This is a genomic window from Pseudomonas sp. AC252 (genome assembly GCF_979258105.1).
Genome location: NZ_OZ409837.1, coordinates 1,579,537 through 1,599,543 on the forward strand (window position 1 = coordinate 1,579,537; position 20,007 = coordinate 1,599,543).

The window sequence follows — 20,007 nt, forward strand, 5'->3', positions numbered from 1 at the left end:
TGCCCATCAGCGTAGCCGCTCAGCCAAGAAACAGCTGATAGGCCGGGTTGTCGCTTTCATCCCAATACGGGTAGCCGATTTCCGCCAGTGCCGCCGGCACCAGATGACGCTCGTCATGGGGCACTTGCAGGCCGGCAACCACACGGCCGTCCGCCGCGCCGTGGTTGCGGTAGTGGAACATCGAGATATTCCAGCGCCCGCCGAGCTTGTTGAGGAAGTTGAACAGCGCCCCCGGACGCTCCGGGAATTCGAAACGCAGCACCACTTCATCGACCACCTGCGCCGCGCGACCGCCGACCATGTGGCGGATGTGCAGCTTGGCCAGTTCGTTGTCGGTCAGGTCGATGACCGGGAAACCCTGCTCGGTCAGGCTCGCCAGCAAGGCGCTGCGCGGATCGTTGTCCGGGTGGGTCTGCACGCCGACGAAGATGTGCGCTTCGCTGCCGGTGTTGTAGCGGTAGTTGAATTCGGTGATCTGGCGCTTGCCGATGGCTTCGCAGAACGCTTTGAAGCTGCCGGCTTTTTCCGGAATGGTCACGGCGATGATCGCCTCGCGACCTTCGCCCAGTTCGGCGCGCTCGGCGACGTGGCGCAGGCGGTCGAAGTTGACGTTGGCGCCGGAGTCGATGGCGACGAAGGTCTGGCCGCTGACGCCACGCTGCTCGACGTATTTCTTGATCCCTGCCACGCCCAAAGCGCCTGCAGGTTCAGTGATCGAGCGGGTATCGTCGTAGATGTCCTTGATTGCTGCGCAGATCTCATCGGTGCTGACGGTGATCACTTCGTCGACGTAATCCTTGCAGATATCGAAGGTGTACTGGCCGATCTGCGCCACCGCCACGCCGTCGGCGAAGATGCCCACGGTCGGCAGAACCACGCGCTCGCCCGCCGCCATCGCGGCTTGCAGGCAGTTGGAATCGTCCGGCTCGACGCCAATCACCTTGATGTCCGGCCGCAGGTATTTCACGTACGCCGCAATACCGGCGATCAGCCCGCCACCGCCGACCGGGACGAAAATCGCGTCCAGCGGCTGCGGGTGCTGACGGAGGATTTCCATGGCCACGGTGCCCTGCCCGGCAATGGTGTGCGGATCGTCGTACGGGTGGATGTAGACGTAGCCTTTTTCATCGACCAGTTTCAGCGAGTAGGCCAGCGCTTCCGGGAACGAGTCACCGTGCAGCACCACTTTGCCGCCGCGCGAACGCACGCCTTCGACCTTGATTTCCGGGGTCGTCTTGGGCATGACGATGGTGGCTTTGACGCCCAACACTTTCGCCGCCAGAGCCAGACCCTGCGCATGATTGCCCGCCGACGCGGTGACCACGCCACGGGCGCGCTCCTCGTCGGTCAGTTGGGTGAGTTTGTTGTAGGCACCGCGAATCTTGAACGAGAACACCGGCTGCAAGTCTTCGCGCTTGAGCCAGATGTCGTTGCCCAGCCGCTCGGAGAGCTGGCGAGCGTTCTGCAGCGGGGTTTCTACGGCAACGTCATAAACGCGCGAGGTGAGGATCTTTTTGACGTACTGTTCGAGCATCGGAAAGCATCACTGGCGATTGGGCGGGACCAGCGAGTCTAACCCGCCTTTTGCCGAGGCGACCACACTAAACAGGTGGTTTTAAGGTCTGGAAACCCATTCTTGAGTGAGCACCGTTGTGGCGAGGGGATTTATCCCCGTTGGAGTGCGAAGCGCTCCCCTGCTTTTTTCAGTCACACCGCGTTCCTGGGTTTTACGACGACTGCGTCGCCGAACGGGATAAATCCCCTCACCACAGCTTGTTTCCCCCGTACCACCGCGAGGCCTATAATGCCGGCCTTTCTGCCCACCCCTTGCCCGCTTCGGAGCCCGCATGACCCAGGATCAACTCAAACAGGCCGTGGCCCAGGCCGCCGTCGACTTCATCCTGCCGAAACTCGACGACAAGAGCATCGTCGGCGTCGGCACCGGCTCCACCGCCAACTGCTTCATTGATGCCCTGGCCCAGCACAAGGGCGCGTTCGATGGCGCGGTCGCCAGTTCCGAAGCCACCGCCGCGCGCCTCAAGGGCCACGGGATTCCGGTGTATGAGCTGAACACCGTCAGCGATCTGGAGTTCTACGTCGACGGCGCCGATGAGAGCGACGCGCACCTGAACCTGGTCAAGGGCGGCGGCGCGGCCCTGACCCGCGAGAAGATTGTCGCCGCCGTGGCCAAGACCTTCATCTGCATTGCCGACGCCAGCAAACTGGTGCCGGTGCTCGGTGAATTCCCGCTGCCGGTGGAAGTGATCCCGATGGCCCGCAGCCACGTGGCCCGCCAACTGGTAAAGCTGGGCGGCGACCCGGTGTACCGCGAAGGCGTGCTGACCGACAACGGCAACATCATCCTCGACGTGTTCAACCTGCAGATCACCAACCCGGTGGAGCTGGAAGCGCAGATCAATGCCATCGTCGGCGTGGTCACCAACGGCCTGTTCGCCGCGCGCCCGGCGGATCTGTTGTTGCTGGGCACCAGCGAAGGCGTGAAAACCCTGAAGGCTGAGTAACAGACTGCCCGAATCATGGGCAGACAAATAAACCAGTGGGAGCGAGCCTGCTCGCGAATGCGCCGGTTCAGCCAACATCTTTATTGACTGGCCAACCGCATTCGCGAGCAGGCTCGCTCCCACAGTGTTTTGTGGTGTTGGTCAGTTTTGCGTGGGCTTTTTGAAGACGTAAAACAGATTCGGCTCGCTCACCAGGTACAACGTGCCGTCATCATCCATCGCAATTCCCTCGGCCTGCGGCACGGTTTTCTGTAACCCCTGGCGCCCACCGCTGATCGACATGGTGCTCAACGGACGGCCGTCGACATCCAGCTCGATAATCAAACGCGACTCGTCCGACAGTGCCAGCAAGTGCCCGCTGCGTTCGTCGTACTGCAGACTCGACAGATCACGCACGAACATCCCGGCATCGCGCTTGGGGTTGTTGATCACGTGCACGGCGTAGGTCTTGTCGGGTTTGAAATGCGGGAAACCGTGGACTTCGTAAATCAGCATCGGGTCGCGTTCTTTCGCCACGAACAGCCGCTTGCCCACCGAATCGTAAGCCAGCCCCTCGAAACCCTTGTTGCTGGCCATGTGCACACCGAGGGTCATCTGCTCGGCGTCTTCGGCATCGAGGAAAGTGGTGTCGGCTTCAAGGTGGATCTTGATCAGGCGTTGCTGGCGCTCGTCGGTGATCACGTAAGTGTCGGCACTGATGTACTCGACCGCTTCCGGATCGCCGAACCCGACCAGGGCAATGCGCCGCAGGATCTTGCCTTCCAGCGACAGTTCGATCAGTTCGGAATTCTTGTTGGTCACGGTGAACAGGCTTTTGCGCACCGGATCGTAGGTCAGCGCCGAAACGTCATCGTCGAGCCCGTCGATCGGCCGCGCTTCGATGGTCACCCGATATTGATCCAGGCCAATCGCCTCGCTGCTCAACGGCTGCCACAACGTGTGCAGGTTGAACCAGGCGCGCTCGAACAGGCGCAGGTATTGGCCGATCGCGACCAACGCGATCAGGGCAATCATCAACAGGACAAGAATCAGCGGTTTGGGACGGGCAAGTCGACGCATTGGGGGGCTCGGATTCAAAACAGGCCGATGAAATATCACGCCTGTCTGAACTGAAGCTTAATGGCCACTTGCCTGCCACTACAACCGCACAATTCCGCGATTGCCGTAGGGAAAATTACCGGTGTTTTTCGAAGCGGTAGAACAGGTTCGGTTCGCTGACCATGTACAGCGTGCCGTCCTCGTCCATCGTCACCCCTTCGGCGCGGGGAATGGTGTCTTTCAAACCGTTGAAATTGCCGAGCAGGGTCATGAAGCTGACCTGCTCGCCGCTCTCGTCCAGTTCCAGTAGAAGGTGCGAATCGGCTGACAGCACCAGCAGATGGCCGGTGCGCGGATCGACCGCCAGCGCCGAGAGGTTACGAATGTCGAGCTCGTCGCTGGCCAGTTTCTGCTTTTCGCCGGTCAGTGTCTGGCTGCCGTCGCTCTTCCAGGTGAACAGCGCTGGCGGGCGTTCTTCCCCCAACACCAGCTGTCGATTACGCGGATCCCAGGTGATGGCTTCAAAGGCTTTGTTCTGGTCTTTCGACGGCCCGAGGTCGTACTTCGGAAAGTCGGCCATGTTCAGCTCGCGTGTACCGGCGTCGACCTTGACGATCGACAGTGTGTGCTGACGTTCATCAACGATCGCCAGCAGGCCGTTTTCCATGACCGTCAGGCCTTCCGGATTGCTCCAGCCCACCAGCGGCATCTTGCGCAGGACATCGCCCTGCAGTGTCAGCTCAGCGAGGAACGGATTTTTGCCCATCACCGAAAACAGGGTTTTGGTCTGCGGGTTGTAAGCCAGGTCGGAAGCTTCGTCTTTTTCCATGCCCGGCAGCGGCTTGGCATCAATCACCACCTGATAATCGGGCAGCCACACACTCTCCTTCTGCTCGGCCTTGCTCTCGAAGCGCTCCAGCACCCAAAGCACGCCGCGATCATCCCAGTGCATCGCGAACGCCAGCCCATAGGTTGCCGCGATGACCAGCAACAGCCAGACATACCAGCGCAGGACGAAGCGGGATCGGAGGGAGGGTTTCTGCTGAGTTGGAGGTGCCATCGAGGGATGCGTTCCGTTAATTCAGGCCAAGGGTAATAGCACAAAGAGGCCGGCTGAGACGCCAGAATCGCGGAAATTATCCAGAGAGGATGTGAAAAAAACGGGAAATGGCGGGATCGCCGTGTGCATTTTGCCAGCAGCAACACATTACAGATATGGAATGGCCCTTGTGGCGAGGGGATTCATCCCCGTTGGACTGCGCAGCAGGCCCCTCTTTAAGATCAAGAGGGGCCCGCTTCGCGCGCCACCGGGGATAAATCCCCTCACCACAAAGCTCACCCCCTAAAGGGGTTCTGCGGTTAGCGCACGCTGCTGCTGAAGCTGCTCGCCCCGGCAGTTCGAGGACGATCTCATCGCCGACGTTCAGCGGGCCGACGCCCACTGGCGTACCGGTGAGGATCACGTCACCGGCCTGCAGCGAGAAGCAGCCGGCCATGTGCTGGATCATCGGCACGATCGGGTTGAGCATCGCGCTGCTGTTGCCGTCCTGACGCACTTCGCCGTTGATGGTCAGGCGGATGCCGATGTCGGTCAGGTCAGCGAAGGTGCTGCCGACCACGAAGGGGGCGATCACCGCCGCGCCATCGAACGACTTGGCGATTTCCCATGGCAGGCCCTTGGCTTTCAGCTCGGCCTGCTTGTCGCGCAGGGTCAGGTCCAGCGCCGGGGCGAAGCCGGAGATCGCATCGAGGACTTCTTCACGGCTCGGCTTGGTCGACAACGGCTTGCCGATCAATACAGCGATTTCCGCTTCGTAGTGCACCGAACCGCGCTCGGTCGGAATGCTGAAACCGCCTTCCAGCGGCACCACGCAACTGCCCGGCTTGATGAACAGCAGCGGCTCGGTCGGCACCGGGTTGTCCAGTTCCTTGGCGTGCTCGGCGTAATTGCGGCCAATGCACACGACTTTCCCGATCGGAAAGTGGATGCGCGTGCCGTCGACGTACTGGTGCTGATAGCTCATTTACCGACTCCTGCCTTCATTGATTCAACAGAGATTACCGATCAAACCGGGAAAATCTTGCCCGGGTTCATGATGCCGTTCGGGTCGAACACTGCCTTGACCGCTTTCATGTACTCGATCTCGGCCGGCGAGCGGCTGTAAGTCAGGTAGTCGCGCTTGGTCATACCGACGCCGTGCTCGGCCGAAATCGAACCGTTGTATTTCTCGACGGTTTCGAACACCCACTTGTTGACGGTGGCGCACTTGGCGAAGAACTCGTCCTTGCTCAGGTTTTCGGGCTTGAGGATGTTCAGGTGCAGATTGCCGTCGCCGATGTGGCCGAACCAGACGATTTCGAAATCCGGGTAGTGCTCGCCAACGATCGCGTCGATCTCGCGCAGGAACGCCGGCACTTTCGAGACGGTCACCGAGATGTCGTTCTTGTAAGGCGTCCAGTGGGAAATGGTTTCAGAGATGTACTCGCGCAGCTTCCACAAGTTGTGCAGCTGGGTTTCGCTCTGACTCATCACGCCGTCCAGCACCCAGCCCTGCTCGACGCAGTGTTCGAAGGTTTCCAGCGCGCTGTTGGCCACTTCTTCAGTGGTCGCTTCGAATTCGAGCAGGGCGTAGAACGGGCACTCGGTTTCAAATGGAGCCGGCACGTCGCCGCGGCCCATGACCTTGGCCAGGGCCTTGTCGGAGAAGAATTCGAAAGCGGTCAGGTCGAGCTTGCCCTGGAAGGCGTGCAGCACCGGCATGATCGAATCGAAATCGGCGGTGCCGAGGACCATCGCCGTGAGGTTTTTCGGCGCGCGATCGAGGCGCATGGTCGCTTCGACGACGAAACCGAGGGTGCCTTCGGCGCCGATGAATAGCTGACGCAGGTCGTAACCGGTAGCGTTCTTGATCAGGTCCTTGTTCAGCTCGAGCACGTCGCCCTTGCCGGTGACGACTTTCATGCCGGCCACCCAGTTGCGGGTCATGCCGTAGCGAATCACTTTGATCCCGCCGGCATTGGTGCCGATATTGCCGCCAATCTGGCTGGAACCCGCCGAGGCGAAGTCGACCGGATAGTACAGGCCGTTTTCTTCGGCGACGTTCTGCAGATGCTCGGTGACCACACCCGGCTGGCACACGGCGGTGCGGTCGGTGAGGTTGACGTCGAGAATCTGGTTCATGTAATCGAACGAAACCACCACTTCGCCATTGGCCGCCACTGCTGCGGCGGACAGCCCGGTGCGCCCGCCGGACGGCACCAGTGCGACCTTGTGGGTGTTGGCCCAACGCACCACGGCCTGCACTTGCTCGATGGTCTTGGGAAACACGATGGCGCTCGGCGCCGGGGCGAAATGCTTGGTCCAATCCTTGCCGTAAGTGTTCAGGGAGTCGGCGTCGGTGAGGACTTTGCCAGGCTCAACCAGGGTCTTCAGTTCATCAATCAGCGCAGGATTGGTCATCGACAGAACTCTCGAACAATTCATGGTCATCCTGAGAACGCTTCACGTCGCAGGAATGAGTGTTTAGCGGGGTGGCTATGCTAGCATACCGACCCCGCAGGACAGTGCCCAAGGCCAGATCCGCGGTGACGGCTTTGTTGCCGTGCGGGTCAGCTCCAGGCTGCTCCCTCCCTGCCATTTTTCTCCGGGATACAGGTTTACGCAGATGAGCAAGACTTCTCTCGATAAGAGCAAGATCAAGTTCCTTCTTCTCGAAGGCGTCCACCAATCGGCTGTCGACGTCCTCAAGGCGGCGGGCTACACCAGCATCGAATACCTGACTGGTTCCTTGCCGGAAGCCCAGCTCAAGGAGAAGATCGCTGACGCTCACTTCATCGGCATTCGCTCGCGCACGCAACTGACCGAAGAGATCTTCGATCACGCGAAGAAACTGGTCGCGGTCGGCTGTTTCTGCATCGGCACCAACCAGGTTGACCTCAGTGCGGCCCGCGAGCGCGGTATCGCCGTGTTCAACGCGCCGTACTCCAACACCCGTTCCGTAGCCGAGCTGGTACTGGCCGAAGCGATCCTGCTGCTGCGCGGCATCCCTGAGAAGAATGCATCCTGCCACCGTGGCGGCTGGATCAAATCCGCCGCCAACTCGTTCGAGATCCGTGGCAAGAAGCTGGGCATCGTCGGCTACGGCTCGATCGGCACGCAGCTGTCGGTGCTGGCTGAAGGCTTGGGCATGCAAGTGTTCTTCTATGACACCGTGACCAAGCTGCCGCTGGGCAACGCTACGCAGGTCAACAACCTGCACGAGCTGCTGGGCATGTCCGACATCGTCACCCTGCACGTACCGGAAACCGCCGCCACTCAGTGGATGATCGGCGAGAAGGAAATCCGCGCCATCAAGAAGGGCGGCATCCTGATCAACGCCGCGCGCGGCACCGTGGTCGAGCTCGACGCCCTGGCGGATGCGATCAAGGACAAGCACCTGATCGGCGCAGCCATCGACGTGTTCCCGGTGGAACCACGCTCCAACGACGAAGAGTTCGAAAGCCCGTTGCGTGGCCTCGACAACGTGATCCTGACCCCGCACATCGGTGGCTCGACCGCCGAAGCGCAAGCCAACATCGGTCTGGAAGTGGCGGAAAAACTGGTCAAGTACAGCGACAACGGTACTTCGGTGTCGTCGGTCAACTTCCCGGAAGTGGCCCTGCCGGCTCACCCCGGCAAGCACCGCCTGCTGCACATCCACGAGAACATCCCGGGTGTGATGAGCGAGATCAACAAGGTCTTCGCCGAAAACGGCATCAACATTTCCGGTCAATTCCTGCAGACCAACGAGAAAGTCGGCTATGTGGTGATCGACGTCGACGCCGAATATTCCGAGCTGGCGCAAGAGAAGCTGCAACACGTCAACGGTACTATCCGTAGTCGGGTGCTTTTCTAAAAGCAGCTACAAGCCGCAAGCTACAAGCGGCAAGTGAAAGCGCTTTGCCGTTACTTGCCGCTTGCAGCTAGCCACTCGAAGCTGAATGAAAAAGGGAGCCCCGCAGGGCTCCCTTTTTTATTTCACGTTAACCGTGATTTTTTCCGAAACGATCGATGGGTCGAACGGCATGTGGCCGCTGTCGCCGAGGATCAGTTGCAAGGTGTGCTTGCCCGGGGCCAGTTTGATCGTGGCTTCGGTCTGCGCCTTGCCGAAATGCATGTGGTGGGCGTCAGTCGGGATCGGCGCGCCTTCGGCCGGCAGGTCGTCGACGTCGATCAGCAGGTGATGGTGGCCGGTGTTCTTGGTGGTGTCACCCGCCGGGGCCAGCGCGATGTTCTTGACGCCGAACTTGACCTTGAATTCCTGCGAGACGGTAGCCCCATCCTCGGGAGAAACGATGAACACTTCAGCATCCTTCGGCGCCGGTGTCGCCGCACTGGCCAGCACCGAAACACCCATCAGCACACCGGCCAACGCTGCACGTGACATAAAGCTTTTCATTTTCTTCTCCAGTTTTTCCGTAAAATCCGCACGGTCATGACAACTTCATGACCATTCGTTGTCGAAGGCACTCGACAACCATAGCAAAGCGAGCCTGAATCAGAGCGTCGCGATAATGATTTCAAAGGAGTGACCATGCGCTTGCTGCCTGGCCTGTTCTGCCTGCTACCCCTTCTGAGCCCGCTGGTTCACGCCGAACTGATTGATGACGTCAACGACCGTGGCGAGCTGCGCATAGCCCTTGAGGCTAATACACCGCCCTTCAATTACAAGGAAGGCGACACCCTCACGGGGTTCGAGGTCGAGCTTGGGCAACTTCTGGCCCAGGAGCTGGATGTGCGCGCCGACTTCATCGTCACCGACGAGGGCGAACTGCTCCAGGGCGTTGAAAGCGGCAAGTACGACGTCGCGCTCAACCACATAGCACTGACACCCGAACTCAAGGATCGTTTCGACTTCAGCGAGCCTTACGGCGAGGTTGATGGGCAGTTGTTGGCGAAGAAGGACGAGACGCCGCGGCCGATGGTGCTGGTGCAGGCGTTGACCGAAGAGAAGCCGAAAGCGGCAGCGCCGGTCGAGCTGGCGATTCCTTTCCAGAAGGGCAACCCGGCGTTTCAGGCCAGCCTCAAGAGTGCGCTGGAGAGGATCAAGGCGGATGGGCGATTGGCGGCGTTGTCGCAGAAGTGGCTCACCGAACCGTAGGAGCTGCCGCAGGCTGCGATCTTTTGATGTTGATTTTGAAGATCAAAAGATCGCAGCCTCGTTTCACTCGTCAGCTCCTACAGCTGGATTTGCGATGAAGCTTTTAATCGAGTCGGGTCAGGGCTTGCGCGGCTTGCCGTAGTTCAAGCTCACTGAAAACCCGAACCCCATGACGCTTGAGCAACGCCGCCGTCACCCCTTCGCCATTGACCTTGGTCCCGCTGAACGTACCGTCATACGTCAGCAGATTCCCGCACGAAGGACTGTTGGCCTTGAGCACCGCCACGCGAATGCCGTGCTTTTGCACCAGTTCCAGCGCTTGCCGCGCACCCTCGAGAAACTGCGCACTGACATCCTCGCCATCGGTAGTGATCACAGCAGCAGTGCCATCGAGCACCTCACCGCCCTGCCCGCCGGGAATCTCCGCCGCCGCTCTCGGCGTCGGCAAACCACCGGCCACTTCCGGACACAACGGCACCACGCGTCCTTCTTCGATCCATTGCTCAAGTAGATCAAACGGCCCGCTCGCGCCACCGTCATAACGCACGCGATGGCCCAACAGGCAGCGGCTGACCAGGATTTTTTCCATGTTCAGAACGGCTCGTTGCCACGGCGACGAAACCAGCCGGTCAACGACAGCCGCTCGCGATGGGCCGGCAATACTTCGTGGGGTACTTCGCCGGAGAGAAACACCACCAGGCAGCCGCCGGTAGGCTGTACGTCATGCACGCGCTCATCACCCAGATACATGCGCAACTGGCCACCGTCCTCCGGCAGCCATGCGTCATTGAGATAGATCACCGCCGACACCATGCGCCGGTCGTCATCGCGAAAGCGGTCGACGTGCTTGAGGTAGAACGCGCCGGGCGGGTACAGGGCGAAATGGCATTCGAAATCCTCAAGCCCAAGAAACAAACCGCGATTGAGTGCCTCGCGCAGACTGTCCATCAGGCTCAGATAGCGATCAGTGGCCTCGGCCTGGCCCGGGTCAATCCACTGAATGTGATCGCCACGAATACCCTCGCGAATCTCCGAAAACGGCCCGCGCCCGACCGCCGCCGGCGCCAGCTCACCCTCGGCTTCACGTTTACGGCACTCGGCCGCCAGCGCCCGGGTCAGACCGGCGGGCAGGAAGATGTTCTGCTGCGACCAGCCGTGTTCGGCCAGGTCGTCGACAATGCGTAACAGCAGCGGGTGTTCAGAGGATATCGGCATGGCGCGCATAGTATGCCGACGGCAACAAATCCGACAGAGCCACGCAGCGGCTTGCTACGAATTCTCGACAAGTACCGGCACCGCACGGACAATAGTCCGCTGCTGACAGGAGTCCCTATGCGCCGTTTGCTTTTTTCACTGTTGATGTTCTGCGTATTGCCCGCCTGGGCGGACGGCCACGATCAGTTGTACAAGGTCGCCGGCTGGCCAGAACAACGCGCGCATTTCAACGATGCCCTGAGCGCCGCCCAGCAGCGCTATCAGAACAGCCTGCCGCCTGCGGTATTTCAGGCGCTGGTCAACAACAGCAACCAGCGCTTCGCCGCACAGGCCATGGATCAACGCGCCGAAGCGCAACTGCGGCAGAAACTCGCCGACCCGAAACCGGCGCTGACCTTCTTCCAGTCGCCGCTGGGCAAGAAAATCGTCGCCGCCGAATTGCTGGCGACTCGTCGCGATCAACTGGCAAAAAATGCCCAGGGCCTGCCAAAGATGCAGGCGAGCGACAGTCGTTTGCTGATCATCGGCCATCTCGCTCAGGCACTGCCGGCCCGTGAGGCTGGCGCCGAGGTCAGTCTGGCGATTGCCGGTGTGGCGGCGGACAGTTTGAGTTCGATGATCCCGGGTTTGCTCGGTGGCGGTCAGGCGCAGGGTATGTTGAACGGTCAGCGCCAGCGGCTGATGGATCAGATCGGCGCGGATCTGAACAATACGCTGCTCTACGTTTATCGCGATTTGTCGGATGAAGAGCTGGAAGAGTTTGCGACGTTTGCCGAGTCGACCGAGGGCAAGGCTTATTACCAGGCGGCGCTGGCGGCGATTCGGGCGGGGTTGGCGGTCGGCCAGTGATCTTCGTCGTCTCTTACACCGCTATCGCGAGCAGGCTCGCTCCCACATTGGGTCTCCAGCGGACACAAAATTTGTGAACAGCCCAACTCCCCTGTGGGAGCGAGCCTGCTCGCGAAGAGGCCCTCACAAGCGCTAAAGGTTTCGGCCCCTGATCCGCTTGCTCAAGAACTCGAAATACTCCTCACGCATCTCCGCCGTCTCATTGGCCAGGTGATGCCGTGCCTCGGCCAACAGCAGAATCTGCGGGCGGTCGAACTTCCATTTCAATACCTGCAGATTGTGCTGCCAATCGACCGTCATGTCCGCCTGCCCCTGAATGATCAGCGGCCGTCGCGGGCTTTTTTCGCGTGCTCGACGCGAATGATCCAGCGCGACAGCGCGCCCACCCATTTCGTCGGCAGACGCCTTGGCTGTAACGGATCGGCCTGCAGAAACGGCAGGAAATCCGGATCGTTGGAGTTCTCGCTGAAGCGTCGCGCCACACCGCGTACAAACGGCCGCAGCAGGTAATAACTCAACTGCGACCAGCCCCACGCCCTTGGTCGCACCAATGGCGCCAGCAGAATCACTTGCCCCTGCGCCGGACTGTTCTCGCCATGATTAAGCAGATGATCGACGACAATCGCCCCACCGGTGCTCTGCCCACACAAATGCCACGGCTGCGGCAGCGTGATCGAATGAGCTTCGGCAAACAGCGCCTGCAGCATGTGCTGATATTCGGCGAAATCGCGAATGCTCGCCCGCGGCCCGCTCGACAGACCATGCCCCGGCAAGTCGCAGGCGATCACGGCGAAATCCTGATCCAGCGCCCACTCGATCACATGCCGGTACAGGCCGATGTGATCGTAATAACCGTGGAGCAGAAACAGCGTCGCCTTGACCTTCTCCGGCCACCAGCAATGGCTGACCAGCTCGTAGCCATCGACTTCGAAACGACCCATGCCGCGCCACACATCGCGCTCGACGAAGTCGGTCTTGTAGAAGCGCTGATAAGCCTTCGCCTCATCCGATAACGGCTGCCACTCGGCCAACGGCTTGAGGCTCGCGCGCAAATGATCGGGGTCGAAAGTATCAGGCATGCGGGTATTCCAGAGCGGTAAACGGACTTTATCGGCCTGCGATATTCATCTGTAGAGACAGACATGGCAAGCTAGCTCGCCTCTGAGGAAGCAAATCCATGCGTTCGCCGTACCGCACCGCACTGTTCGCCAGCCTGCTCGCGCTGATCTGCGCCGGGGTGCTGTGGGCGGCGTATGACTGGTTTCAGGGCCGCTATCTGCGTGCATTCAGCGAGCACACCGCGATGTTTTCCGGTGACCCGCTGCGCTTGCCGGACAACCTCGCCGGGCCAGGCAATATTCGCCTGGTGCACTTCTGGGACCCGGCTTGCCCATGCAACGTCGGCAATCAACAGCACCTGAGCGAGATGGTCGAACAGTTCGGTCCTCGCGGCGTGGAGTTCTTCGCCGTGCAAAAGCCTGGCAGCCACGGCCAGTTGCCCGCCACCCTCGCCAGCCTGAAAACCATCATCGTCCTGCCCGGCTCCGAACAAATACCCGCCAGTCCCGCCGTGGCGATCTGGGATCGCAGCGGCAAACTTGCATACTTCGGCCCTTACAGCGAAGGCCTGGCCTGCAACTCGAGCAACAGCTTTATCGAACCGATCCTGCATGCCCTGACCGAGGATCGCCCGGTCAATGCCACGCATACGCTGGCGGTGGGGTGTTATTGCCCGTGGCCGGCGGACGCGAAGTAAGGCATTCCGGACTTTTCAAGGACAGCGCTGCAGCGCACAGATGCTCTGTGCTAAATGTTTGCAGCCCGATGGGCGGCCCTCCCGCCTGCACAAGGAGTCACCATGAAGCGTGCGTTCACCGTTGTTGCCCTGCTCATCGTTGTCCTGCTCTGCGCCGTTGGCGGCTATATCTACAGCAAGCAGCCAACGCGCCAGGGCCAGGTCGAGCTGCGCAATCTGCAAGGCTCGGTGACCGTGCGCTACGACGAGCGCGGTGTGCCGCATATCCGCGCCGAGAACGAAACCGACCTCTATCGCGCCCTCGGATATGTCCACGCGCAGGACCGGTTGTTCCAGATGGAAGCCATGCGCCGCCTCGCCCGCGGTGAACTGGCCGAAGTGCTCGGGCCGAAGCTGCTCGACACCGATAAGCTGTTTCGCAGCCTGCGCATCCGCGAGCGCGCGGCCAGTTACGTCGCCAGCCTCGACAGGCAGTCGCCGGCGTGGAAGGGCCTGCAAGCTTATCTGGACGGCATCAACCAATATCAGGACAGCCACGCCGCGCCGATCGAGTTCGACGTGCTGGGCATCCCCAAGCGGCCGTTCACGGCCGAGGACAGCATCAGCGTCGCCGGTTACATGGCCTACAGCTTTGCCGCCGCGTTTCGCACCGAGCCGTTGCTGACTTACGTGCGCGATCAGCTCGGTGCCGATTATCTCAATGTGTTCGATCTGGACTGGCAGGCCAAAGGCGTTCTGGCTACCGATCACACCCGGCACGCGCCGGCCCTGGCCGCCGGCGACTGGCAGGACCTCACCGCCCTCGCCCGCCTCAGCGAACACGCGCTGCTCGACAACGGTCTGCCGCAGTTCGAGGGCAGCAACGCCTGGGTGATTGCCGGCAACCGCAGCCAGAGCGGCAAGCCATTGCTGGCCGGCGATCCGCATATCCGTTTCTCGGTGCCGTCGGTGTGGTACGAGGCGCAGCTGTCGGCGCCGGGTTTCGAGTTGTACGGCCATCATCAGGCGCTGGTGCCGTTCGCGTTTCTGGGACACAACCTCGATTTCGGCTGGAGCCTGACCATGTTCCAGAACGACGATCTCGACCTGATCGCCGAGAAGGTCAACCCGGACAATACCAATCAGGTCTGGTATCGCGGCCAGTGGACCGACCTGCTCGTGAGCGAGCAGCAGATCAATGTGAAGGGGCAGGCGCCGGTGACGATAACCCTGCGCCAGTCCCCGCACGGGCCGATCGTCAACGATGCGCTGGGCACTGCTGCCGGGAAAACACCGATCGCCATGTGGTGGGCCTTTCTGGAAACGCCGAACCCGATCCTTGAAGGCTTCTACCAGCTCAACCGTGCCGACACCCTGGCCAAGGCCCGCGCGGCTGCGGCCAAGGTCCAGGCACCGGGGCTGAATCTGATTTACGCCAACGCCAAAGGTGATATCGCCTGGTGGGCGTCGGCGCTGCTGCCCAAGCGGCCGGCCGGGGTGAAACCGGAATTCATTCTCGATGGCAGCACCAATCAGGCGGACAAGGACGGTTACTACCCGTTCAGCGCCAACCCGCAGGAAGAGAACCCGGCGCGGGGCTATATCGTCTCGGCCAACTTCCAGCCCGTGTCGCCGACCGGCATGGAGATTCCCGGTTACTACAACCTTGCCGATCGCGGCCAGCAGCTCGATCGTCAACTCAGCGACAACCGGGTGAAGTGGAGCAACGAGGCCAACCAGAAACTGCAACTGGGCACGGCAACCAGTTACGGCCCGCGCCTGTTGGCGCCGCTGCTGCCGGTGTTGCGTGAAGTGGTGAGTGATCCGGCGCAACGCAAACTGGTCGACCAATTGGCGCAATGGCCCGGCGACTATCCGCTGGATTCGGTCAGCGCGACGGTGTTCAACCAGTTCCTCTACGACCTTGCCGACGCGGCGATGCGCGATGAGTTGGGCAATGACTTTTTCGAAACGATGCTGTCGACGCGGGTGATCGATTCCGCCTTGCCACGCCTGGCGGCGAAGGCGGATTCAGCGTGGTGGGACAATCGCAGCACGCCAGCCAAAGAAACCCGCGCCGATGTCGTGCGCACGGCGTGGTTGGCAAGCATGCAGCATCTGAAACTGACCCTCGGCGCCAACGTGGCGGGTTGGCAGTGGGGCGCGGCGCACACCCTGACTCACGGCCATCCGCTGGGGCAGCAGAAGCCGCTGGATCGCCTGTTCAACGTCGGCCCGTTCGCAGCGCCGGGCAGCCACGAAGTGCCGAACAACCTCTCGGCGAAGATCGGCCCGGCGCCGTGGCCGGTGACTTATGGGCCGTCGACCCGGCGTCTGGTGGACTTTGCCGATCCGGTGCATGGCTTGACGATCAACCCGGTCGGCCAGAGTGGCGTACCGTTGGACAGTCACTATGACGACCAGGCCGAGGCGTATGTGGAGGGGATTTATGTTCAGGCGCATTTCAGCGAGGAAGAGGTGCTGGCGAATACGCGCAATACGTTGAAGCTGTTGCCTGCGCGGGCTGCGCAATAGATTGATGCAATCTGCACCGGCCCTTTCGCGAGCAAGCTCGCTCCCACAGGAGTTTGCATTCCAAATGTGGGAGCGAGCTTGCTCGCGAAGAGGCCATCAGCAGCAACCGGAAACTCAAAGCTTCACGGCAAAATTCAGCCGAAACTGCTGCGGCGTCACGCCTAATCTGCGGTTGAACACACTGCGCATATGCTGCGCATCACGAAAACCGCACTGATACGCCACAGTCTTCAACGGCGCCGTGGTGCTTTCCAGCATGACCCGCGCCGCATCCACCCGCGCCCGTTCGACGAACTCCGCCGGGGTCACTTTGGCTTCCCGCGCGAACACCCGGGAGAAATTGCGCGCACTCATGTTCGCCGCATTGGCCAAGTCGGCAATCGTCAGATCGCCAGTGAGATTGGCCAGCACATACAACTGCACCAGCGCCACCGCTGACGTCGGTTCGGCATGCGGCGTGAGGAACGGGCTGAACTGCGATTGCCCGCCCGAGCGCTGGGTGAACACCACCAGCCGTTTCGCCACGCTGAGGGCCACTTCAGCGCCGTGGTCGCGCGCCAGCAGGTACAGCGAAAGGTCGATGCCCGCCGTGACCCCGGCCGAGGTGTAGAGCGTGCCATCCTCGACATACAGGCGATCCGCCTCGACCCGCGTGCTCGGGCACAACTGCGCCAACGCGTCGGCATCGTTCCAGTGCGTGGTGACGGTGCGCTCCTCAAGCAAACCGGCGCGGGCGAGCATGAACGCGCCATTGCAGATCGAGCCGAAACGCCGGGCGCGGCCACAGGCTTCACGCAACCAGGCGTCGAACGTGGGGCCAAAATCCATGAACGGCAATTGCGGCCCACCCGCGACCAGCAACAGGTCGGGGCTATCCGTTACTTCGCTGAAATGGCAGTGGGCGTTCAGACTCATTCCGTTGGAACAGGTCATCGGTCCATGCTCCACGCCGATCACTTCCAGCCGATAGTGATCCTGCGGCGCAAGAAAGCGGTTGGCTTCGGCGAACACGTCCATGGGGCCGCTGACGTCCAGTGACTGCACGCCGGGGAACACCACAATGGCGACGGATTTGTTCATGACTGAAACGTCCTCGATCCTTTGGCAAACACACAAACCTGTGGGAGCGAGCCTGCTCGCGAAGAGGCCGTCACACGCAACATAGCTGTCGAATGACACACCGCCTTCGCGAGCAGGCTCGCTCCCACATGGGCCGTGCCTGGCTTGTTGCCCGGGTCACCCTAGCCAATCCACACCCGACAAGCGAGCCTGGCACGATTTGCAGGTGGATTGGCAAGGATCGCAGCCATGCCTCGATTGTTCGCTATGCGCGCCGGGAACAGACTTTCTCCAGCAGCGCCACGACGGCGTTTTCGACGAGGAAACCGTTATGACCAGCACCATCGCCGGCATCAAGATCCCTGATAGCGCCCTCGCCCGGGCCACCACCGAATACATCCGCGACATTGAATCCGATCTGCTCTATCACCATTCGCGCCGGGTGTTTTTGTTCGGCGCATTGAGCGGTGAGCGCCAGCAACTGGCCTATAACCCGGAGCTGCTGTACGTCGGTGCGATGTTCCACGACCTCGGCCTGGTCGCAGGCCATCGCAGCGATGAAGAGCGCTTCGAAGTCGATGGCGCCAACGCCGCCGCAGCCTTTCTCAAGCCGTACGGGCTGAGCGACGACGATATTGAGCAAGTCTGGCTGTCGATCGCATTGCACACCACGCCGGGCGTGCCCAAGCATCTGCGCCCGACCGTCGCGCTGGTCACAGCCGGGGTGGAAATGGACGTGCTGGGCATGGATTACGCGGCGTTCAGCAGCGTGCAGCGCGAAGCCGTGGTGCATGCGCATCCACGCGGGGAAGGTTTCAAGGAGTGCATCATCTGCGCGTTTGCCGATGGCTTGCGTCATCGCCCGCAGACTACGTTTGGCAATGTGAAGACTGATGTGCTGGTGGATCAGGAGCCGGGGTTCAAACCGATGAATTTCGTCGAGGTTATCCGGCAGTCTCCCTGGACTGCTTAAAACCAGATTTGGAACTGGGCCCTGTGGCGAGGGGATTTATCCCCGTTGGGTTGCGAAGCGACCCCAAAAAAGGCCTGCTGCGCAGTCCATCGGGGATAAATCCCCTCACCACAAAAGCCCGCTCCCACATTTTGATTTGGGTTGGCCTCGGGAATGAGACCACCCCGTCGGCTCACACGGTCTGTGGCGCAGGCGCGCGACGTGCGTCCGGTTGCTTCCACGAATCAGCCGCGCTCTCTTCGATGGCTTGCTGGATGGCTTTCTTGCGGGCTTCTTCGGCACGGCGGCTGAAGAACCACACCAGGAAGGTCACCAGCGACACCGCCAGCAGAATCAGGCTGGCCACGGCGTTGATTTCCGGCTTCACGCCCAGGCGCACGGCCGAGAACACTTCCATCGGCAGGGTCGTCGAACCCGGGCCGGACACGAAGCTCGCCAGCACCAGGTCATCCAGCGACAGCGCGAACGACATCATCCCGCCCGCTGCCAGCGACGGTGCGATCATCGGGATGGTGATCAGGAAGAACACCTTCCACGGCCGTGCACCCAGGTCCATCGCCGCCTCTTCGATCGACAGGTCCAGCTCACGCAAGCGCGCCGACACCACGACTGCCACATACGCCGCGCAGAACGTGGTGTGGGCGATCCAGATGGTGACGATGCCGCGTTCCTGCGGCCAGCCGATCATCTGCGCCATGGCCACGAACAGCAGCAACAGCGACAGACCGGTGATCACTTCCGGCATCACCAAGGGCGCAGTCACCAGGCCGCCGAACAGCGTGCGACCCTTGAAGTGGGTGATACGCGTGAGCACGAATGCCGCCAGCGTACCCAGCGCCACCGCGGCAACCGCCGTGTAGCAGGCGATTTCCAGCGAGCGCAACACCGAGCCCATCAGTTGCGAGTTGTCGAGCAGGCCGACGTACCACTTGATCGACCAGCCGCCCCACACCGTTACCAGTTTCGAGGCGTTGAACGAGTAGATCACCAGGATCAGCATCGGCAGATAGATGAACAGCAGACCCAATACCAGCATCAGGCTGGAGAAACGGAAGCGTTTCATTCTTTACCCTCCATTTCCTTGGCCTGACTGCGGTTGAACAGGATGATCGGCACAATCAGGATCGCCAGCATCACCACCGCCAGCGCGGATGCCACCGGCCAGTCGCGGTTGTTGAAGAATTCTTGCCACAGCACCTTACCGATCATCAGGGTTTCCGGGCCACCGAGCAGTTCCGGAATCACAAACTCGCCCACCACCGGAATGAACACCAGCATGCAGCCGGCAATGATCCCGTTCTTGGACAGCGGAATGGTGATTTTCCAGAAGCTGTTGAAGGTGCTCGAACCGAGGTCGGAAGCAGCTTCAAGCAAGCTTTGATCGTGCTTCACCAGGTTGGCGTACAGCGGCAGGATCATGAACGGCAGGTACGAATAGACCACGCCGATGTACACGGCGAGGTTGGTGTTGAGGATCTGCAGCGGCTCGTCGATCAGGCCCATGCTCATCAGGAAACCGTTGAGCAGACCGTTGTTGCTGAGAATGCCCATCCACGCGTAGACGCGGATCAGGATCGCCGTCCAGGTCGGCATCATGATCAGCAGCACCAGCACCGTTTGCAGCTCTTTGCGCGCGCTGGCGATGGCATAGGCCATCGGGTAACCGATCAGCAGGCAGAGCACGGTGCTGATAAAGGCCATTTTCAGCGAGCCGAGGTAGGCGGCGATGTACAGCTCGTCGTCGCCGAGCATCGCGTAGTTGCCGAGGTTCAGCAGCAGTTGCAGCTTCTGTTCGGCGTAGGTGTAGATCTCGGTGTACGGCGGGATCGCCACGTCGGCTTCGGCAAAGCTGATCTTCAGAACGATGAAGAACGGCAGCATGAAGAACAGGAACAGCCAGATGAACGGCACCCCGATGACCATTTGCCGGCCATTGGGGAT

General features: G+C 61.0%; 17 protein-coding genes and 2 pseudogenes. 7 read left to right on the forward strand and 12 right to left on the reverse strand.

All coding sequences use genetic code 11. The features are described 5' to 3' along the window. Positions 1 to 19: 19 nt before the first annotated feature. The gene (gene ilvA / locus ACZZZ4_RS07375; RefSeq protein WP_463547536.1) at positions 20 to 1,534 is read right to left on the reverse strand and encodes a threonine ammonia-lyase, biosynthetic; all 1,515 of its coding nucleotides are present in this window, start codon (positions 1,532 to 1,534) and stop codon (positions 20 to 22) included. Positions 1,535 to 1,847: 313 nt separating this feature from the next. On the opposite strand from ilvA, the gene rpiA reads away from it, so the two are divergent. Further along, complete coding sequence (gene rpiA, locus ACZZZ4_RS07380) at positions 1,848 to 2,522, forward strand: ribose-5-phosphate isomerase RpiA (protein WP_463547537.1); 675 nt, start codon at positions 1,848 to 1,850, stop codon at positions 2,520 to 2,522. Positions 2,523 to 2,663: 141 nt separating this feature from the next. Here the strand turns inward: rpiA and ACZZZ4_RS07385 are convergent, their stop codons facing one another. The 4 genes and pseudogenes from ACZZZ4_RS07385 to ACZZZ4_RS07400 all read right to left on the reverse strand — a co-directional run bounded on the left by ACZZZ4_RS07385 (position 2,664) and on the right by ACZZZ4_RS07400 (position 7,020). Continuing rightward, positions 2,664 to 3,581, reverse strand: coding sequence for an SdiA-regulated domain-containing protein (locus tag ACZZZ4_RS07385; protein ID WP_463547538.1), 918 nt, complete (start codon positions 3,579 to 3,581; stop codon positions 2,664 to 2,666). Positions 3,582 to 3,696: 115 nt separating this feature from the next. Then, positions 3,697 to 4,620 carry an SdiA-regulated domain-containing protein gene (locus ACZZZ4_RS07390; RefSeq protein ID WP_463547539.1) on the reverse strand — a complete coding sequence of 308 codons (924 nt, stop codon included), beginning with the start codon at positions 4,618 to 4,620 and terminating at the stop codon, positions 3,697 to 3,699. A gap of 299 nt (positions 4,621 to 4,919) precedes the next feature. Continuing rightward, a pseudogene (locus ACZZZ4_RS07395) lies at positions 4,920 to 5,584 on the reverse strand (fumarylacetoacetate hydrolase family protein). 41 nt (positions 5,585 to 5,625) lie between these two features. Further along, a complete protein-coding gene (locus ACZZZ4_RS07400; RefSeq protein WP_041476861.1) occupies positions 5,626 to 7,020 on the reverse strand; it encodes an FAD-binding oxidoreductase in 1,395 nt (464 codons plus the stop codon). Between the two features lie 205 nt (positions 7,021 to 7,225). Between ACZZZ4_RS07400 and serA the strand changes: the two genes are divergently transcribed. Further along, positions 7,226 to 8,455 carry a phosphoglycerate dehydrogenase gene (gene serA, locus ACZZZ4_RS07405; protein ID WP_024014707.1) on the forward strand — a complete coding sequence of 410 codons (1,230 nt, stop codon included), beginning with the start codon at positions 7,226 to 7,228 and terminating at the stop codon, positions 8,453 to 8,455. A 117-nt stretch (positions 8,456 to 8,572) separates the two neighbouring features. Here serA and ACZZZ4_RS07410 read toward each other — a convergent pair whose 3' ends face one another. Further along, positions 8,573 to 8,998: a DUF4399 domain-containing protein gene (locus ACZZZ4_RS07410; RefSeq protein ID WP_039757489.1), complete on the reverse strand. Its 426-nt coding sequence runs from the start codon at positions 8,996 to 8,998 to the stop codon at positions 8,573 to 8,575. Between the two features lie 135 nt (positions 8,999 to 9,133). Here ACZZZ4_RS07410 and ACZZZ4_RS07415 point away from each other — a divergent pair, with 135 nt between their 5' ends. After that, positions 9,134 to 9,700, forward strand: coding sequence for a transporter substrate-binding domain-containing protein (locus ACZZZ4_RS07415; protein WP_463547540.1), 567 nt, complete (start codon positions 9,134 to 9,136; stop codon positions 9,698 to 9,700). 103 nt (positions 9,701 to 9,803) lie between these two features. On the opposite strand, the gene ACZZZ4_RS07420 is transcribed toward ACZZZ4_RS07415, so the two are convergent. Beyond that, positions 9,804 to 10,289 (reverse strand): 2-thiouracil desulfurase family protein, encoded by a 486-nt coding sequence (locus tag ACZZZ4_RS07420; RefSeq protein WP_463547541.1) that lies wholly within the window; start codon positions 10,287 to 10,289, stop codon positions 9,804 to 9,806. 2 nt (positions 10,290 to 10,291) lie between these two features. Then, positions 10,292 to 10,924 (reverse strand): 2OG-Fe(II) oxygenase, encoded by a 633-nt coding sequence (locus ACZZZ4_RS07425; RefSeq protein ID WP_463547542.1) that lies wholly within the window; start codon positions 10,922 to 10,924, stop codon positions 10,292 to 10,294. A gap of 108 nt (positions 10,925 to 11,032) precedes the next feature. Here ACZZZ4_RS07425 and ACZZZ4_RS07430 point away from each other — a divergent pair, with 108 nt between their 5' ends. Next, entirely contained in the window at positions 11,033 to 11,764 is a 732-nt protein-coding gene (locus ACZZZ4_RS07430; protein ID WP_024014712.1) for a DUF2059 domain-containing protein, read from the forward strand. 132 nt (positions 11,765 to 11,896) lie between these two features. On the opposite strand, the pseudogene bipL reads toward ACZZZ4_RS07430, so the two are convergent. Beyond that, a pseudogene (bipL, locus tag ACZZZ4_RS07435) lies at positions 11,897 to 12,843 on the reverse strand (phospholipase BipL). A 98-nt stretch (positions 12,844 to 12,941) separates the two neighbouring features. Between bipL and ACZZZ4_RS07440 the strand changes: the two are divergent. After that, positions 12,942 to 13,520 carry a DUF6436 domain-containing protein gene (locus ACZZZ4_RS07440; protein ID WP_463547543.1) on the forward strand — a complete coding sequence of 193 codons (579 nt, stop codon included), beginning with the start codon at positions 12,942 to 12,944 and terminating at the stop codon, positions 13,518 to 13,520. Between the two features lie 102 nt (positions 13,521 to 13,622). Next, a complete protein-coding gene (locus tag ACZZZ4_RS07445) occupies positions 13,623 to 16,034 on the forward strand; it encodes a penicillin acylase family protein (RefSeq protein ID WP_463547544.1) in 2,412 nt (803 codons plus the stop codon). A gap of 114 nt (positions 16,035 to 16,148) precedes the next feature. Here ACZZZ4_RS07445 and ACZZZ4_RS07450 read toward each other — a convergent pair whose 3' ends face one another. Next, complete coding sequence (locus ACZZZ4_RS07450) at positions 16,149 to 17,114, reverse strand: GlxA family transcriptional regulator (RefSeq protein WP_463547545.1); 966 nt, start codon at positions 17,112 to 17,114, stop codon at positions 16,149 to 16,151. Between the two features lie 310 nt (positions 17,115 to 17,424). Here ACZZZ4_RS07450 and ACZZZ4_RS07455 point away from each other — a divergent pair, with 310 nt between their 5' ends. Further along, positions 17,425 to 18,066, forward strand: coding sequence for an HD domain-containing protein (locus tag ACZZZ4_RS07455; RefSeq protein ID WP_463547546.1), 642 nt, complete (start codon positions 17,425 to 17,427; stop codon positions 18,064 to 18,066). Between the two features lie 172 nt (positions 18,067 to 18,238). Here the strand turns inward: ACZZZ4_RS07455 and ACZZZ4_RS07460 are convergent, their stop codons facing one another. Both ACZZZ4_RS07460 and ACZZZ4_RS07465 read right to left on the reverse strand, forming a co-directional pair. Then, positions 18,239 to 19,129: an ABC transporter permease subunit gene (locus ACZZZ4_RS07460; RefSeq protein ID WP_024014718.1), complete on the reverse strand. Its 891-nt coding sequence runs from the start codon at positions 19,127 to 19,129 to the stop codon at positions 18,239 to 18,241. Then, positions 19,126 to 20,007 carry an ABC transporter permease subunit gene (locus ACZZZ4_RS07465; protein ID WP_178083722.1) on the reverse strand — a complete coding sequence of 294 codons (882 nt, stop codon included), beginning with the start codon at positions 20,005 to 20,007 and terminating at the stop codon, positions 19,126 to 19,128. The genes ACZZZ4_RS07460 and ACZZZ4_RS07465 overlap by 4 nt, the downstream gene beginning before the upstream one ends.

Bases quoted from the DNA above. Each gene is read 5' to 3' on its own strand.
- ACZZZ4_RS07415 (WP_463547540.1), top strand. From the start codon at position 9,134: ATGCGCTTGCTGCCTGGCCTGTTCTGCCTGCTACCCCTTCTGAGCCCG.
- ACZZZ4_RS07455 (WP_463547546.1), top strand. From the start codon at position 17,425: ATGACCAGCACCATCGCCGGCATCAAGATCCCTGATAGCGCCCTCGCC.
- ACZZZ4_RS07410 (WP_039757489.1), bottom strand. From the start codon at position 8,998: ATGAAAAGCTTTATGTCACGTGCAGCGTTGGCCGGTGTGCTGATGGGT.
- ACZZZ4_RS07450 (WP_463547545.1), bottom strand. From the start codon at position 17,114: ATGAACAAATCCGTCGCCATTGTGGTGTTCCCCGGCGTGCAGTCACTG.
- ACZZZ4_RS07440 (WP_463547543.1), top strand. From the start codon at position 12,942: ATGCGTTCGCCGTACCGCACCGCACTGTTCGCCAGCCTGCTCGCGCTG.
- ilvA (WP_463547536.1), bottom strand. From the start codon at position 1,534: ATGCTCGAACAGTACGTCAAAAAGATCCTCACCTCGCGCGTTTATGAC.
- ACZZZ4_RS07400 (WP_041476861.1), bottom strand. From the start codon at position 7,020: ATGACCAATCCTGCGCTGATTGATGAACTGAAGACCCTGGTTGAGCCT.
- ACZZZ4_RS07425 (WP_463547542.1), bottom strand. From the start codon at position 10,924: ATGCGCGCCATGCCGATATCCTCTGAACACCCGCTGCTGTTACGCATT.
- serA (WP_024014707.1), top strand. From the start codon at position 7,226: ATGAGCAAGACTTCTCTCGATAAGAGCAAGATCAAGTTCCTTCTTCTC.
- ACZZZ4_RS07460 (WP_024014718.1), bottom strand. From the start codon at position 19,129: ATGAAACGCTTCCGTTTCTCCAGCCTGATGCTGGTATTGGGTCTGCTG.
- ACZZZ4_RS07390 (WP_463547539.1), bottom strand. From the start codon at position 4,620: ATGGCACCTCCAACTCAGCAGAAACCCTCCCTCCGATCCCGCTTCGTC.
- rpiA (WP_463547537.1), top strand. From the start codon at position 1,848: ATGACCCAGGATCAACTCAAACAGGCCGTGGCCCAGGCCGCCGTCGAC.
- ACZZZ4_RS07430 (WP_024014712.1), top strand. From the start codon at position 11,033: ATGCGCCGTTTGCTTTTTTCACTGTTGATGTTCTGCGTATTGCCCGCC.
- ACZZZ4_RS07385 (WP_463547538.1), bottom strand. From the start codon at position 3,581: ATGCGTCGACTTGCCCGTCCCAAACCGCTGATTCTTGTCCTGTTGATG.
- ACZZZ4_RS07445 (WP_463547544.1), top strand. From the start codon at position 13,623: ATGAAGCGTGCGTTCACCGTTGTTGCCCTGCTCATCGTTGTCCTGCTC.
- ACZZZ4_RS07420 (WP_463547541.1), bottom strand. From the start codon at position 10,289: ATGGAAAAAATCCTGGTCAGCCGCTGCCTGTTGGGCCATCGCGTGCGT.